Source organism: Shewanella sp. 10N.286.48.B5, from assembly GCF_002874355.2.
GTDB lineage: Bacteria > Pseudomonadota > Gammaproteobacteria > Enterobacterales > Shewanellaceae > Shewanella.
In genome coordinates this window covers 638,460-652,476 of record NZ_MCVG02000001.1, presented here as the reverse complement: position 1 = coordinate 652,476, position 14,017 = coordinate 638,460, and the positions used below count along the sequence as shown (strand labels likewise).

The 14,017-nt window shown below is 42.2% G+C and carries 14 protein-coding genes; 1 reads left to right on the top strand and 13 read right to left on the bottom strand.

The window, feature by feature from the left end; translation table 11 throughout:
• Positions 1 to 2: 2 nt before the first annotated feature.
• From lpxA to rpsB, 13 genes are all read right to left on the bottom strand, one after another.
• Entirely contained in the window at positions 3 to 773 is a 771-nt protein-coding gene (gene lpxA, locus BCU57_RS02875) for an acyl-ACP--UDP-N-acetylglucosamine O-acyltransferase (RefSeq protein ID WP_102439644.1), read from the bottom strand.
• Entirely contained in the window at positions 770 to 1,231 is a 462-nt protein-coding gene (gene fabZ, locus BCU57_RS02870) for a 3-hydroxyacyl-ACP dehydratase FabZ (protein ID WP_076542894.1), read from the bottom strand. The genes lpxA and fabZ overlap by 4 nt, the downstream gene beginning before the upstream one ends.
• A gap of 35 nt (positions 1,232 to 1,266) precedes the next feature.
• Entirely contained in the window at positions 1,267 to 2,286 is a 1,020-nt protein-coding gene (lpxD, locus tag BCU57_RS02865) for a UDP-3-O-(3-hydroxymyristoyl)glucosamine N-acyltransferase (protein ID WP_102439645.1), read from the bottom strand.
• Entirely contained in the window at positions 2,286 to 2,783 is a 498-nt protein-coding gene (locus BCU57_RS02860) for an OmpH family outer membrane protein (protein WP_102439646.1), read from the bottom strand. The genes lpxD and BCU57_RS02860 overlap by 1 nt, the downstream gene beginning before the upstream one ends.
• A gap of 56 nt (positions 2,784 to 2,839) precedes the next feature.
• Complete coding sequence (bamA, locus tag BCU57_RS02855; protein ID WP_102439647.1) at positions 2,840 to 5,323, bottom strand: outer membrane protein assembly factor BamA; 2,484 nt, start codon at positions 5,321 to 5,323, stop codon at positions 2,840 to 2,842.
• 30 nt (positions 5,324 to 5,353) lie between these two features.
• Entirely contained in the window at positions 5,354 to 6,724 is a 1,371-nt protein-coding gene (gene rseP / locus BCU57_RS02850) for a sigma E protease regulator RseP (protein WP_102439648.1), read from the bottom strand.
• Positions 6,725 to 6,738: 14 nt separating this feature from the next.
• On the bottom strand, positions 6,739 to 7,929 hold the full coding sequence (gene ispC / locus BCU57_RS02845; RefSeq protein WP_102439649.1) for a 1-deoxy-D-xylulose-5-phosphate reductoisomerase: 1,191 nt from the start codon (positions 7,927 to 7,929) through the stop codon (positions 6,739 to 6,741).
• Between the two features lie 4 nt (positions 7,930 to 7,933).
• On the bottom strand, positions 7,934 to 8,791 hold the full coding sequence (locus tag BCU57_RS02840; protein ID WP_102439650.1) for a phosphatidate cytidylyltransferase: 858 nt from the start codon (positions 8,789 to 8,791) through the stop codon (positions 7,934 to 7,936).
• A gap of 20 nt (positions 8,792 to 8,811) precedes the next feature.
• Positions 8,812 to 9,636 carry an isoprenyl transferase gene (locus tag BCU57_RS02835; protein WP_102439651.1) on the bottom strand — a complete coding sequence of 275 codons (825 nt, stop codon included), beginning with the start codon at positions 9,634 to 9,636 and terminating at the stop codon, positions 8,812 to 8,814.
• 83 nt (positions 9,637 to 9,719) lie between these two features.
• Positions 9,720 to 10,277: a ribosome recycling factor gene (frr, locus tag BCU57_RS02830; RefSeq protein WP_076542902.1), complete on the bottom strand. Its 558-nt coding sequence runs from the start codon at positions 10,275 to 10,277 to the stop codon at positions 9,720 to 9,722.
• Positions 10,278 to 10,386: 109 nt separating this feature from the next.
• Entirely contained in the window at positions 10,387 to 11,124 is a 738-nt protein-coding gene (gene pyrH / locus BCU57_RS02825; RefSeq protein ID WP_076542903.1) for a UMP kinase, read from the bottom strand.
• A gap of 67 nt (positions 11,125 to 11,191) precedes the next feature.
• A complete protein-coding gene (tsf, locus tag BCU57_RS02820) occupies positions 11,192 to 12,043 on the bottom strand; it encodes a translation elongation factor Ts (protein WP_076542904.1) in 852 nt (283 codons plus the stop codon).
• A gap of 115 nt (positions 12,044 to 12,158) precedes the next feature.
• A complete protein-coding gene (rpsB, locus tag BCU57_RS02815; protein ID WP_076542905.1) occupies positions 12,159 to 12,887 on the bottom strand; it encodes a 30S ribosomal protein S2 in 729 nt (242 codons plus the stop codon).
• A 329-nt stretch (positions 12,888 to 13,216) separates the two neighbouring features.
• Between rpsB and map the strand changes: the two genes are divergently transcribed.
• Positions 13,217 to 14,008 (top strand): type I methionyl aminopeptidase, encoded by a 792-nt coding sequence (map, locus tag BCU57_RS02810; protein WP_076542906.1) that lies wholly within the window; start codon positions 13,217 to 13,219, stop codon positions 14,006 to 14,008.
• Positions 14,009 to 14,017 lie beyond the last annotated feature (9 nt).

Genomic DNA, 14,017 nt, shown 5'->3' with positions numbered 1-14,017 from the left:
TACTATCGAATGATCCCGCGAGATGAACCATTAATGAATTCAACCATGCCTTTAACGTATTCATCGGCTTCAGCGTCTTCAGTAATTTCAGCTAATGCTTCTTCAATCGTTAAATTTTTACGATATAGCGATTTATAGGTACGACGAATAGCATGTTGGGTTTCTTTAGTGAAACCTCGGCGCTTCAAACCTTCAACGTTCAGACCTCTTGGGATAGCTGGGCTACCGGCTGCCATCACAAATGGCGGCACATCTTGAAAGATGGTTGAAGAGCCTGCAGTAAACGCATGGGCACCAATATGTACAAACTGATGTACACCAGTCATGCCACCTAAAATAGCCCAATCACCAACATGTACATGGCCTGCAATAGAAGCATTATTTGCCATGATAATATTGTCACCTAACACACAGTCATGAGCGATATGCACATAAGCCATAAGTAGGTTATTTGAACCTATACGGGTTTCACTATTATCTTGAATGGTACCGCGGTGAATAGTCACGTTTTCACGAATGATATTATTATCACCCATGATTAAAGTTGTTGGCTCACCAGCATATTTCTTATCTTGGCATTCTTCGCCAATTGAAGAAAACTGGAAGAAACGATTGCCTTTACCAATGACACTTGGGCCTTTGATAACGACATGTGAACTAACCCAAGTATCGTCGCCAATTTCAACGTCAGCGCCAATATAACTCCAAGGGCCAATCGTGACATTGTTACCAATTTTTGCGTCTGGGTGAACGAATGCTAACTTATCAATCACTTGTTGATCTCTCTGCGTGCACACATGATTTCGGCTGAACAGGCTAGCTCGCCATCGACGAATGCTTGTCCTTCAAATACACCAATTCCTCGGCGCTCTTTAATCATTTTAACGTGGAAATGAATCTGATCACCTGGAGATACCACCCGCTTAAAACGTGCTTTATCAATACCAGCAAGTAAATATAAGACATCTGGTGATGGATCTGGACTCATGGTTTTAAATGCAAGCAAACCTGTTGCTTGGGCCATCGCTTCAATGATTAATACACCAGGCATTACTGGTTTAACTGGGAAGTGACCTTGGAAAAAAGGCTCATTAAAGGTGACATTTTTAATCGCATGTAAAGACTCACCTACGGTGTAATCTAGAACACGGTCAACTAACAAAAAAGGGTATCTATGAGGAAGATACTGAAGGATCTCTTCAATATCCATGGTATTTAATTGGTTTGACACGCTAATTCCTCGCAATGGCAATCATGCCATGACTTCTAATCTTGTATTTTCTTTTCAATCACTTTGACGCGATTAAATAATTCATCTAAATGACGGAAACGAACAGTATTGCGACGCCATGATTTGTTATCCATTGCAATTGTAGCAGATGAATACAAACCTGGTTTACGAATTTCGCTTGTCACATTGGTGCTGCCAGAGACATGGGTGCCGTCTGCAACCTTCAAATGGCCTGCGATACCGCTACCGCCACCAATAATACAGTACTTACCAAGAGTCGCACTACCGGCTAGGAATGAGGTTCCTGCAATAGCGGTATTTTGGCCGACAACACAATTATGGGCAATTTGAACTTGGTTATCGATGATAACGCCATCATGAATTTCTGTATGAGATAAAGCACCACGATCTACTGTGGTATTGGCGCCAATTTCTACATTATCGCCAATTCTTACACCACCAGTTTGTGGGATTTTGATCCAGTTACCGCGCTCGTTCGCATAGCCAAAGCCATCAGAACCAATCACGCAACCAGAATGAAAAATACATTGCTGACCAACAATCACATCATGATAAAAAGTCACATTGGCTTTTAAAATACAGCCAGAACCTATGATAGATTGCTCGCCAATAACACTACCTGCAGCAATTTGTACGTCATTACCAATAATGACATTGGCATCGATGACAACATTAGCCCCTATAGCGACATTCTCGCCCAGTTGCGCTGAGGCATCGATTTGTGCCGAGGGGTGGATACCTTTGGTAACTTTTGGGGTGGTATCTAAAAGTTGTGCTACCCGTGCAAAGCCCACGTATGGGTCTTTTAACACTAAAGCATTGCCGCTGTAATCTTCGGCATCTTTTTCACTCAATAACACCGCACCCGCTTGAGAGGTCTCAAGCTGGGCACGATATTTACTATTGGCTAAAAAAGAAAGTTGATCTGAGGCGGCATCTTCTAGGGTCGCAACACTGGTGATCACCAAAGTGTCGTCGCCTTTAACAGATGCGCCTAATAGCTGACCAAGCTCTTTTAAAGTCACGGTTTTCATTAGTTGCCTTTACTTAACGCTTGAACAACTTTATCACTGATATCAGCATCTGGCTTAACGTAGATAACTGCACCACGTTGCAATACGATGTCATAAGACTCTTTTGCAGCAATAGTATTAATCGCTTCTTGTACTTTAACTAAAAGCTTGTTTTGCTCTTCACCTTGACGACGACGCATATCTTCATCAAGTGCTTTGCCTTTTAATTGGAAATCAGACTTTAGTGATTCCATTTCACGTCCAAGCTCAGTTTTTTGACTTTCGCTCATTAACGCGCCATCACGTTGTTGCTTTTCAACTAATGTACGCATTTGTTCTTGCATTTTTTGTACGTCAGCAACTCGATCACCAAACTCAGTTTTTAGTGACTGTGAAATTTGTTCACGTTGAGGCAGTTGCTCAAATACTTCGCCCATATCAACCACAGCAATTTTTTCAGCATGTGCCATCATAGGTGCACTTAAAAATGCCATTGTTACTAACGCGCGATTTAACATCTTTTTCAAAATAGACTCCTTGTTATTATCAGCAAAACTTGCTGAGTGTATTTGTTTTAGAACGTTTTGCCAATGTTGAACGAAAATATCTCTGTTTCATCATCTTCGTACTCTTTAATCGGCCAAGCCAAGCTAAACACCATAGGTCCCATTGGTGATAACCATTGGACGCTCATACCCCAAGAGGCACGGATCCGACCTGGGTCGCTATAATCTTCCAGTTTGTCAAACTCATCCGCTGGAAGGTATCTATACGAGTCATAATCAAACTCGGTATCCCATACGTTACCAGCATCAACAAAGAAACTAGTACGTACTGAATTAGAATAAGCCTCATCCAAGAAAGGCGTTGGAACAATCATTTCCACACTGGCAGTCGCAATGGCATTACCACCAATAGAACGACCAGAACTCACTTGAATTCGGTTAGGATCACCTGGCAGTGTACAGCCGTCACCTGATGGATCTGGCGCACATGGCTCACTACCACGATATAAATAGAACGAACGAGGGCCGACAGAATTAGACTTAAAGCCACGTAATGAGCTACTACCACCTGAGTAATAGTTTTCCCAGAAAGGCAAAATTTGATCATTATCATTAAACTTACCATAACCATTGGCATAACCTAAGCGCGCTCGCGTTAGTAACACAAAGCTGTGGTTACGGGTTAATGGTAAGTAAAAGTTGGTATCAAAGTCAGTTTTAAAATACTGCAGATCCGACCCTGGAATGGTTGCTTTCGCACTTAGGCGCTGCGATGAACCATCTGTTGGGAAGGTGCCGCGGTTTAATGTACTGCGATACCAACCACCATTTATCTCAAAGTTATCAAAGGCTAAATCAGAATTCGGGTCATCAGACTCACGGTAAACATTATAGAAACGTAATGCTTGTTCGTAAGCAGAGATTTCTGAAATCGCGTTATGACGATAGCCGATACCACCATTTAAACGGTTATTTTCGTTTATCGGGAAGCCTGAGTTTACCGCGATGCCATAAGATTTATTCTTATAACGCTCAAGGTTAGCCTCGTTTGCATCAAACTCGTTCCAGAAGATACTGCCGCCTAAGCTCACACCATCTTTAGTAAAGTACGGGTCAGTGTAAGAGAAGTTAACGTTCTTAGAATACTTATTGGTATTTAAGTTAATACCCGCTTGGTTACCCGTACCTAAGAAGTTACTTTGCTGTACACCAAACTGCAGACTTAAGCCTGATTCAGTACCATAACCCACACCGGCGTTAAATGAACCAGATGGCTGTTCTTTCACATTGAAAGCCACATCCACTAAGTCATCACTGCCAGGTACTTGTACGGTTTCAGTATCAACTGTTTCAAAGTAACCTAAACGGTTTAACAATACTTTTGACTGCTCAACTTGAGCTGAGTTTAACCACGCACCTTCCATTTGACGTAGTTCACGACGCATTACTTCATCTTTAGTAACTGTGTTACCGCTGAAGTTAATTGAGCGCACGTAAACACGTTTACCAGGGTTAACATTAATGTTTAATGCAACCTCTTTGGTTTCGTCATTAATTTCTGGATAGGTTTTTACTTCAGGATAAGCATAACCAAAACGGCCTAAATACTTGCTGTACATTTCTTCGGTGAAGGTAACATCACCACCGTTGTACATATCGCCTTCTTTGATCGGCAAGATAGCCTTCATCAACTCTTCACGGCCCATTAAATCACCGGTTAAGTTAACTTCAGAGACCTCGTACTTATCACCTTCATCAACATTGATGGTGATGTACAAGCCTTTTCTATCAGGGGTCATTGCCACTTGGGTTGATGTTACCGCAAAGCGAATATAACCTTGGTTGTGATAGTAGGTTTTTACCGTTTCTAAATCAGCTTCAAGCTTTTGCTTTTGATAACGGCGCTCACCAAATAAGTCCCACCAAGCAACGTAATCTTTAAGCTCAAGTAAACCAATTAATTCAGAATCTGAAAAAACGGTATTACCCACTACGTTAATTTGGCGAATTTCAGCCGCTAAGCCTTCAGTGAAGTTAAATTTAAGTTCAACACGGTTACGAGGTAAGTTAATGACTTCTGCTTCAACTTTCGCGCCGTATTTACCCACACCGTAATAGAAATCTTGCAGGCCTTTTTCGATGCCTGACAACATGGTTCTATCAAGTGACTCACCGATTTTAATACCTGAGCCGTCTAAGCTTTCTTGTAACTGCTCATCTTTAATATCTTTGTTACCTTCAAAGGTAACAGCACTGATAGTGGCACGCTCTTTAACGGAAACAAGCAATACGCCATCTTCATGGCTAACACTGATGGTTTCGAAGTTGGTTGAGGCATACAAGCTTTTAATGGCTTGCTGTAATTTTACTTGGTCTACCGTATCGCCCACTTTAACGGGCAGGTTTAGCAAGGCAGCACCAAGTGCGACTCGCTGTAAACCATCAATCTGGATGTCGGTCACTTCAAATGGTTGGAAAGTTTCCGCCATACCATTGCCTGAAAATGACGCGCCGACTAAAATCATCGAGGCAAAAAGTTTATTCAATCTCATAGAGCACTTCTAATTATTTGTGTTCCCTGCTCAGAGTCTGGAAAAATCATTAAAGAGTGCAACACTCATCAACAATAACAGCATCGCTGCGCCAAACCTGAATCCTATGTCCTGTACCTTCTCCGGTACAGGCTTACCCGTAATCACTTCGATAAAGTAATACAGCAAGTGTCCCCCATCGAGCACTGGCAAAGGCATTAAATTAATGATGCCTAAGTTCACACTGATGAGTGCGATAAACCCAAGAAAGTACACAAATCCATAGTCTGCACTGGTACCAGCACCTTGAGCTATAGAAATAGGACCACTTAAGTTTTTCACCGACACATCGCCGGTAAACAGTTTTCCAATCATCTTAAAGCTGACAACCACCAGTTGCCATGTTTTATCAGCGGCTGCTGTGAAGGAATCTACTATGCCATACTCAAGCTGGAAGCGCATACTTTCCGGCCAATCAATTTGAGTAGGACTTACCCCGACCATGCCAATCACTTGGCCTGCAGCATTGGTTTGTGCTTGCGGGGTGACATTAAGGGTTAATGCTTGATTATCACGTAATATTTTTAACTGCACCGTTTTATCGGCAGACTTTTGTATCACATCTACAAACGCATTCCAATCGCGGTATGGTTTACCATTGATGGCAGTAATTTCATCGCCAACCTGCATACCAGCATATTCTGCCGCGCTACCTTTGGTGATCAAGGCTATTATAGGTTCAATGGCTGGGCGATAAATACCTAAACCAATTGCACTAATTGGCGATTCTTTATCGGGGTCAAATGTCCATTGGCTAATATCAAGCGTATGGGATTGACCAATCTGGGCATCTGTGACGGCCGCATTAAGCGGTGTAAGACTGATCTCTAACGAATCGCCGCCAATATGACTCACTAACGCTAAATTAACTTCTTCCCAGTTTCTGACTTTTTGACCAGATACCGATAAAATTTGCATTGGCTCTTTAATGCTTATCTGCGCCGCAGGAGTATTGGCTTTGGTGGTATCAATAACAGGCTTTAAAGAAGGTACGCCAATGATGTACATAAGGTATAAGGCAACAATGGCGAACAAAAAGTTGGCCATGGGCCCGGCTGCCACAACCGCAATACGCTGCCAAACGGTTTTTCGATTAAAAGCTTGGTCGAGTAATTCCTCTGGGACTTCTTCTACTCGCTCATCAAGCATTTTGACATAACCGCCAAGCGGGATCATCGCCACAACGTACTCAGTGCCGTCTTTACCAACCTTGCGCCAAATGGCTTTACCAAAGCCAATAGAAAAACGTTCGACTTTTATGCCGCAACGGCGTGCAACCCAAAAATGTCCGTATTCATGAACTGTAATCAAAATACCTAATGCGACAATAAATGACCCTAGGTTCCATAAAAAATCTAACATTGTTCTCCTAAGAACTAGTTAATTGATTTAATTGCTTCATGAGCAATAGCACGTGCTTGTGCATCTAACTGTACAATATCTTCAATCGTCGATAACGACGACTGCGGCACTTTTAATAAACACGCTTCATTAACTTTAGCGATGTCAGTGAACTTGATTTGTTCAGCTAAAAAGGCTGCTACGGCAATTTCGTTAGCGGCGTTAAGTACTGTTGTCGCCTCTTGCCCTTGCTCACAAGCCTGCATTGCTAAGCCTAAACATGGGAAACGATTGAAGTCAGGTTCACAGAAGCTCAATTCTCGGACTTTGAAAAAGTCCAAAGGTTCAACTCCAGCGTTAATTCTTTCAGGAAAAGACATACAATGGGCAATAGGTGTACGCATATCTGGGTTACCCATTTGTGCGAGCACTGAACCATCTCGATATTGCACCATAGAGTGAATCACACTTTGCGGGTGAATAACCACTTTCAATTGCTCAGCCTTAGTATTGAATAACCAGCGCGCTTCAATAAACTCAAGACCCTTGTTCATCATGGTGGCTGAATCGACTGAAATTTTAGGTCCCATTGACCAATTAGGGTGATTACACGCTTGTGCTGGCGTCATGGATTGAAGCGCGGCTAAATCGGCGGTTAAAAATGGGCCACCAGAGCCTGTCAGTAAAATATGCGAAATACCAGATGCGGTTAAATCACAGTGCCCAAGGTTGGCTTGAATATCGGCAGGTAAGCACTGAAAAATAGCATTATGCTCACTATCGACCGGCAGTAGGGTCGCGCCACTTTGCACTGTAGCCTGCATAAACAATTCGCCAGACATGACTAAGGCTTCTTTATTTGCCAGCAATACCCGTTTGCCCGCTTTAACTGCGGCAAAGGTTGAAACAAGACCTGCTGCGCCGACAATCGCGGCCATAACCGTATCAACTTCAGAAGCCGTGACAAGACCTAATAACGCATCCTCACCTGTTGTCACCTTAGTGGCAATATTAGCAGGTATACGCTGCTGCAACGCCTTAGCTGCAGATTCATCGACCATATGTGCATATACTGGTTTATGCTCGATACATAATGACAACATTTTATCGACGCTGGCATTGGCAACGAGACCATAAACCGCATATTGCTGTGGGTTTTGGCTAATAACACTTAACGTACTTGACCCAATGGAGCCAGTAGCGCCTAAAATGACCATATTTTGCATTGTATTAAATCCAGAATGCGATGTAGATAAGAGTGAAGATCGGTAGTGCAGCCGTTAAACTGTCCATTCTATCGAGTACTCCACCATGGCCTGGTAAAATAGTACCTGAATCTTTTATATCAGCAGCACGTTTAAACATGCTTTCAGATAAATCACCAAAGGCTGAAGCTAAAGCGGTTATCAGCGTAACGGTAATCACTAAAGCTAATTCTTGTTCTGGTGAGTAATACATCACCCCACATGCGACGACCAAGGTTGCTAATAAGCCACCAATCAAACCTTCAAGGGTTTTATTAGGGCTAACATTGGGCATCAATTTATGCTTACCAAATGCGCGACCAGCAAAATAAGCACCTGTATCAGCGGCCCAAACAACTAACATGACTAAAAAGACTAAGGTGCCGCCAAAATAAGGGTCAACATTACTGCTGATTGATTTGAGCGTAATGAGGGCAACAAAACAGGGAATAAGTGTTAGCTGACCAAACATCGACTTCAGCATTGGGCTGTTTTTCCATATGCTGTCAGTTTTAGGAAATGAAATAACTAAAAGTGCGCTTAAAAACCACCAAAAAGCACCAATAGCAATAATAGAGACAAAAATAGGGTGTAATTGGCCTTTAAGCCACATTGCATCCACAGGTACGATAAAGTTTAACGCTAATAAAATAACGGTGACTGTGACGGTAAATGTCCACTGGGTCACTTTACACTCAGGGTCAATAAAGCTGCCCCACTCTTTTGCGCCGATCATGAATACCGGCACCAAAACCCAAGCAAAATACTCTGCAGGCAGAAAGAAAATGGCCCCTATAACGAGAGGAAGTAACCATAATACTGTTATAATTCTTTGTTTTAACAAAAGTTTAGCCTCTTAATTCTTTATATAGCGCGAATTTCTTCGATTTGACTGCCTGTCAAACCAAAGCGGCGCTGTCTACTGGCAAATACAGCAAGGGCATCTTTAAACGCTTGCTCATTGAAATCTGGCCATAAGGTGTCAGTAAAGACTAACTCCGCATATGCAGCCTGCCATAAAATAAAATTACTGATGCGGTAATCACCGCCTGTCCGGATCATCAAATCAACTTCATTTTGTCCGTGCATGCACAGTTGTTGATTTAATAAATCTTCAGTTAACTCATCGGATGCTAAATCACCTTGGGCGACTTTATCCGCTAACTTTTGTGTCGCTTGTAAAATATCCCAGCGGCCACCATAGTTAGCAGCAACATTAAGCACTAAACCAGTATTGCCTGCCGTTTTTTGTTGTGCTTCATGTATCTGTTTTTGTAAACGTGCAGAAAAGCGGCTGATATCACCGATAATATTTAAACGCACTTGATTATTATGCAGTAGTTTGATTTCGCGCTGTAATACAGTGAAAAACAATTCCATCAGCAAACTGACTTCTTTATCAGGACGACGCCAATTTTCACTGGAAAAAGCAAACAAGGTTAACGACTCGATTTGTAACTGGCTCGCCACACTGACAGCCCGACGCACGGCCTTTACACCGGCCTTGTGGCCGAACACTCTTGGTTTACCTTGTTGCTGAGCCCAGCGGCCATTGCCATCCATAATGATGGCAACATGTTTAGGCAACGACTGTTTAACCACATCAGATAATTGCCCAGGCAATTGCTCTGATGAATCAATATCGGTATCTAATTGTGTTTCTGGCTCAAATCCAACAGTGGATGACATCTATTACAACCCTTTCAAATAGACAAACGCCGTGTAGTATAACCTTACACGGCGCTTCAACTCTAGCTTTGCTATGAGGAGAATTAGACTTCCATCAATTCTTTTTCTTTAACAGCTAAAATTCCATCAATATTCTTGATGCTAGCATCGGTGAACTTCTGAATTTCATCTTCGCTACGGCGAACATCATCTTCAGTACACTCTTTTGCTTTCTCAAGCTTTTTAATTTCGCTGATAGCATCACGGCGAACGTTACGGACTGCAACACGGCCATTTTCAGCTTCACCACGAACCACTTTGATGAAATCTTTACGACGCTCTTCAGTCAATGCTGGTAATGGAATACGCATTGAGTTGCCGGCAGTCATTGGATTTAAGCCTAAATCAGAGCTCATAATCGCTTTTTCTACAGCTTGCACCATAGTAGCATCAAATACAGTTACATTTAGCGTACGTGAGTCTTCGATACCAATATTAGCAACTTGCTTAAGTGGTGTCATAGAACCGTAGTAAGAAACCTGAATTGAATCAAGTAAACTTGGGTGAGCACGGCCGGTACGCACTTTGGCCATTTGGTTTTTAGTTGCTTCAACACATTTGCTCATACGTTCTTGAGCATCTTCTTTAATTGTATTAATCACGTTAAATATCCTTTTGGTCACAAACACTTAATACCTGAACGGCACCTTGATAATGGTACACGGGTTGCCCTATGTCGATACCCGTTCAAGTTAAATTTCTAAGCCTGATTTAGCTTGATTTTTTAGCGCTAATATACGTGCCTTCTTCTTCACCCATGATAACACGGCGCAATGCACCTGGCTTATTCATGTTGAATACTAATATTGGCATGTTGTGGTCACGGGCTAGCGTAAATGCTGCTAAGTCCATTACCTTAAATTCGTTTTCTAACACTTCGTTGAAGCACAGGGTGTCGTATTTAACCGCTTCTGGATCCTTCATTGGATCAGCTGAATAAACACCATCAACTTTAGTGCCTTTAAGTACAACTTCAGCTTCAATTTCAATGCCGCGTAAGCAGGCTGCTGAATCGGTTGTACAGAATGGATTACCGGTACCCGCTGCAAAAATCACAACACGACCCGATTTTAATAAACTGATTGCTTCAGCCCAGTTGTAGTCATCACACACACCTTTTAAAGGAATGGCTGACATCAAACGTGCATTTACATAGGCACGGTGCAGTGCATCACGCATTGCAAGGCCGTTCATTACGGTTGCTAACATGCCCATATGATCGCCAACAACACGATTCATACCAGCTTGCGCTAAGCCTTCACCACGGAATAGATTACCACCACCAATTACAACCCCAACTTGAATACCTAACTCAACCAGTTCTTTGACTTCTTGAGCCATACGATCAAGTACTTTAGGGTCAATACCGAAGCCTTCTTCGCCCATCAAGGCTTCACCACTTAATTTTAAAAGAACGCGTCTAAATGCAGGTTTTGGATTGGTGCTCATAACTTTTTCCTAATTATAACAAAACCGCAGCGGTTGCTGCGGCTTTAGGGTATGAAGAGATGTTGAATTACGCTTTTTTAGTAGCGGCGATTTGTGCAGCAACTTCTGCAGCGAAATCTTCTTCTTTCTTCTCGATACCTTCACCCACTTCTAAACGAATGAAGTTAGATACTGTTGCGCCTTTCTCTTTAAGAATATCGCCAACAGTTTTCTTAGGCTCCATGATGTAAGCTTGACCAGTAAGAGAGATCTCACCAGTAAACTTCTTCATACGGCCAATAACCATCTTCTCAGCGATTTCTTGAGGCTTACCTTCGTTCATCGCGATTTCTACTTGAAGCGCTTGCTCACGAGCAACAACATCAGCAGGTACGTCAGTTGGATTAACGAATTCAGGCTTAGAAGCAGCAACATGCATTGCGATGTGCTTAAGTGTTTCAGCGTCAGCTTCACCCGTTACAACAACACCGATACGGTCGCCGTGACGGTAAGTCGCTTGAGTAGCGCCATCGATGTACTCGATACGACGAACGTTGATGTTTTCACCGATTTTAGCTACTAAAGCAACACGAGTTTCTTCAAACTGTGCTTTTAGCTCTTCGATTGTTACTTTAGATGCAGCAGCAACTTCAAGTACTTCGTTAGCAAATGCTAAGAAGTTACCGTCTTTAGCAACGAAATCTGTTTGGCAGTTAACTTCTAATAATGCTGTGTAGCCTTCAGCTTGCTTGATTAGAATTGTACCTTCAGCAGCAATGTTACCTGCTTTTTTAGCAGCTTTTGCAGCACCGCTCTTACGCATGTTATCAATCGCTAGCTCGATATCACCGTTAGTTTCAGTCAATGCTTTTTTACAGTCCATCATGCCAGCGCCAGTGCGGTCACGAAGTTCTTTAACTTGGGCAGCAGTAATTGCCATTGTTAAGTCCTCAAATTTGATTCGTTTAATATTTCATCTATAAAACAGGGGCCTAAAGGCCCCTGTTCACCAATTAATTATTGGCAAATAAGGGAGATGGTAACCATCAACCTTATTAAACAGTTTCTACGAAACCGTCTTGCTCAGCTTGAACAGCTAAATCTTGACCACGGCCTGAGTTAGCAGCTGCAGCAACAGAAGAAGTGTACAAACGGATAGAACGCATAGCATCATCGTTACCAGGAACGATGTAGTTAACGCCATCTGGAGCAGAGTTAGTATCAACAACAGCAACAACTGGGATACCTAAGTTGTTAGCTTCTTTAATAGCGATATGCTCGTGGTCAGCACCGATAACGAATAATACGTCAGGTAAGCCGCCCATGTTTTTGATACCACCAAGAGATTTTTCTAACTTCTCTAGCTCGCGAGTACGCATTAACGCTTCTTTCTTAGTAAGCTTGTCGAAAGTACCGTCAACAGACTGGCTTTCTAGCTCTTTAAGACGTTTGATTGACTGACGAACAGTTTTCCAGTTAGTCAACATACCGCCTAACCAGCGGTGATCAACGTAGTACTGGTCACAAGAGATTGCAGCTTCTTTGATAGCTTCGCCAGCAGCGCGCTTAGTACCAACAAAAAGAACTTTACCTTTCTTAGAAGCAACATTGCTAATGAAAGCTAAAGCTTCGTTGAACATTGGTACAGTGTGCTCAAGGTTGATGATATGAACACCATTACGTGCACCGAAGATGAAAGGCTTCATCTTAGGATTCCAGTAACGAGTTTGGTGACCGAAGTGAACACCAGCTTGAAGCATGTCGCGCATTGAAACAGTAGTCATTTTATATACCTTAATTTGGGGGTTAGACCTCCACGGATCCCATACCTTCGACCCTTGCCTAAAATAGACTAAGAGCACCCCGAAGAATGTGTCGATACGTGTGTGATTTAGTATTTAGTTAAATTGCCATCTATAACATGTATAATGGCCGCCATATTTTACTCTTAGTGAAGCAATAAGTGAAGAAAGCTTTGATGCTTAGTTCACTTTTATGTTTCGTTAAGACTTATACATAACGGCGCGCTTTATATCATAACTGGGTAAAAAGTACAAATTTTGCCACATTTTAAATGCGCTTTTTTGACAGCGACAACGGTAAGAGAAAATTCATGAGCATAGTTATCAAGACAGCAGAACAAATCGAAAAAATGCGTGTAGCAGGTAAATTAGCCGCTGACGTGTTAGAAATGATAGCCCCACATGTAAAAGTGGGAGTAACGACAGATGAGTTGAATGAAATCTGTGCTAAATACACTGAAGAACATGGAGCTATCTCTGCACCGCTGAACTATCACGGCTTTCCAAAATCAATCTGTACTTCGGTAAATGAAGTCGTGTGTCATGGTATTCCTGGCCCTTACATATTAAAAGACGGTGACGTGCTCAATATCGATATCACAGTGATCAAAGATGGCTTTCATGGCGACACCTCTAAAATGTTTTTAATTGGTGATGTTAGCCCTAAAGACAAACGTCTAGTTCGTATTGCTCAAGAAAGCCTTTATTTAGCCATTAAGAAAGTCAAGCCGGGTGCTAAGTTAGGTGAAATTGGCACTGCTATCGAAAAGTTCATTAAAGCCAGTAAATCTGGTTTAGACAAATACTCAATCGTGCAAGATTATTGTGGTCACGGCATCGGTGAAGGCTTTCACGAAGAGCCACAAGTGGTCCATTATAAAAACAACGACAAAACGGTTTTAAAAGAAGGCATGTGTTTCACAATCGAGCCAATGATTAATGCTGGACGCTACACAACGGTTTTAGATAAAGAAGATAACTGGACAGTGACCACTTCAGATGGTAAAAAATCAGCACAATGGGAACACACATTGCTAGTGACTAAAACCGGAGTCGAAGTACTCACACTACGTAATGAAGAAGAATTCCCAAGAACGCTTTAATTTTTAGGT

Bases quoted from the DNA above. Each gene is read 5' to 3' on its own strand.
- lpxD (WP_102439645.1), bottom strand. From the start codon at position 2,286: ATGAAAACCGTGACTTTAAAAGAGCTTGGTCAGCTATTAGGCGCATCT.
- BCU57_RS02860 (WP_102439646.1), bottom strand. From the start codon at position 2,783: ATGTTAAATCGCGCGTTAGTAACAATGGCATTTTTAAGTGCACCTATG.
- bamA (WP_102439647.1), bottom strand. From the start codon at position 5,323: ATGAGATTGAATAAACTTTTTGCCTCGATGATTTTAGTCGGCGCGTCA.
- rseP (WP_102439648.1), bottom strand. From the start codon at position 6,724: ATGTTAGATTTTTTATGGAACCTAGGGTCATTTATTGTCGCATTAGGT.
- ispC (WP_102439649.1), bottom strand. From the start codon at position 7,929: ATGCAAAATATGGTCATTTTAGGCGCTACTGGCTCCATTGGGTCAAGT.
- BCU57_RS02835 (WP_102439651.1), bottom strand. From the start codon at position 9,636: ATGTCATCCACTGTTGGATTTGAGCCAGAAACACAATTAGATACCGAT.
- pyrH (WP_076542903.1), bottom strand. From the start codon at position 11,124: ATGAGCACCAATCCAAAACCTGCATTTAGACGCGTTCTTTTAAAATTA.
- tsf (WP_076542904.1), bottom strand. From the start codon at position 12,043: ATGGCAATTACTGCTGCCCAAGTTAAAGAACTTCGTGACCGCACTGGC.
- rpsB (WP_076542905.1), bottom strand. From the start codon at position 12,887: ATGACTACTGTTTCAATGCGCGACATGCTTCAAGCTGGTGTTCACTTC.
- map (WP_076542906.1), top strand. From the start codon at position 13,217: ATGAGCATAGTTATCAAGACAGCAGAACAAATCGAAAAAATGCGTGTA.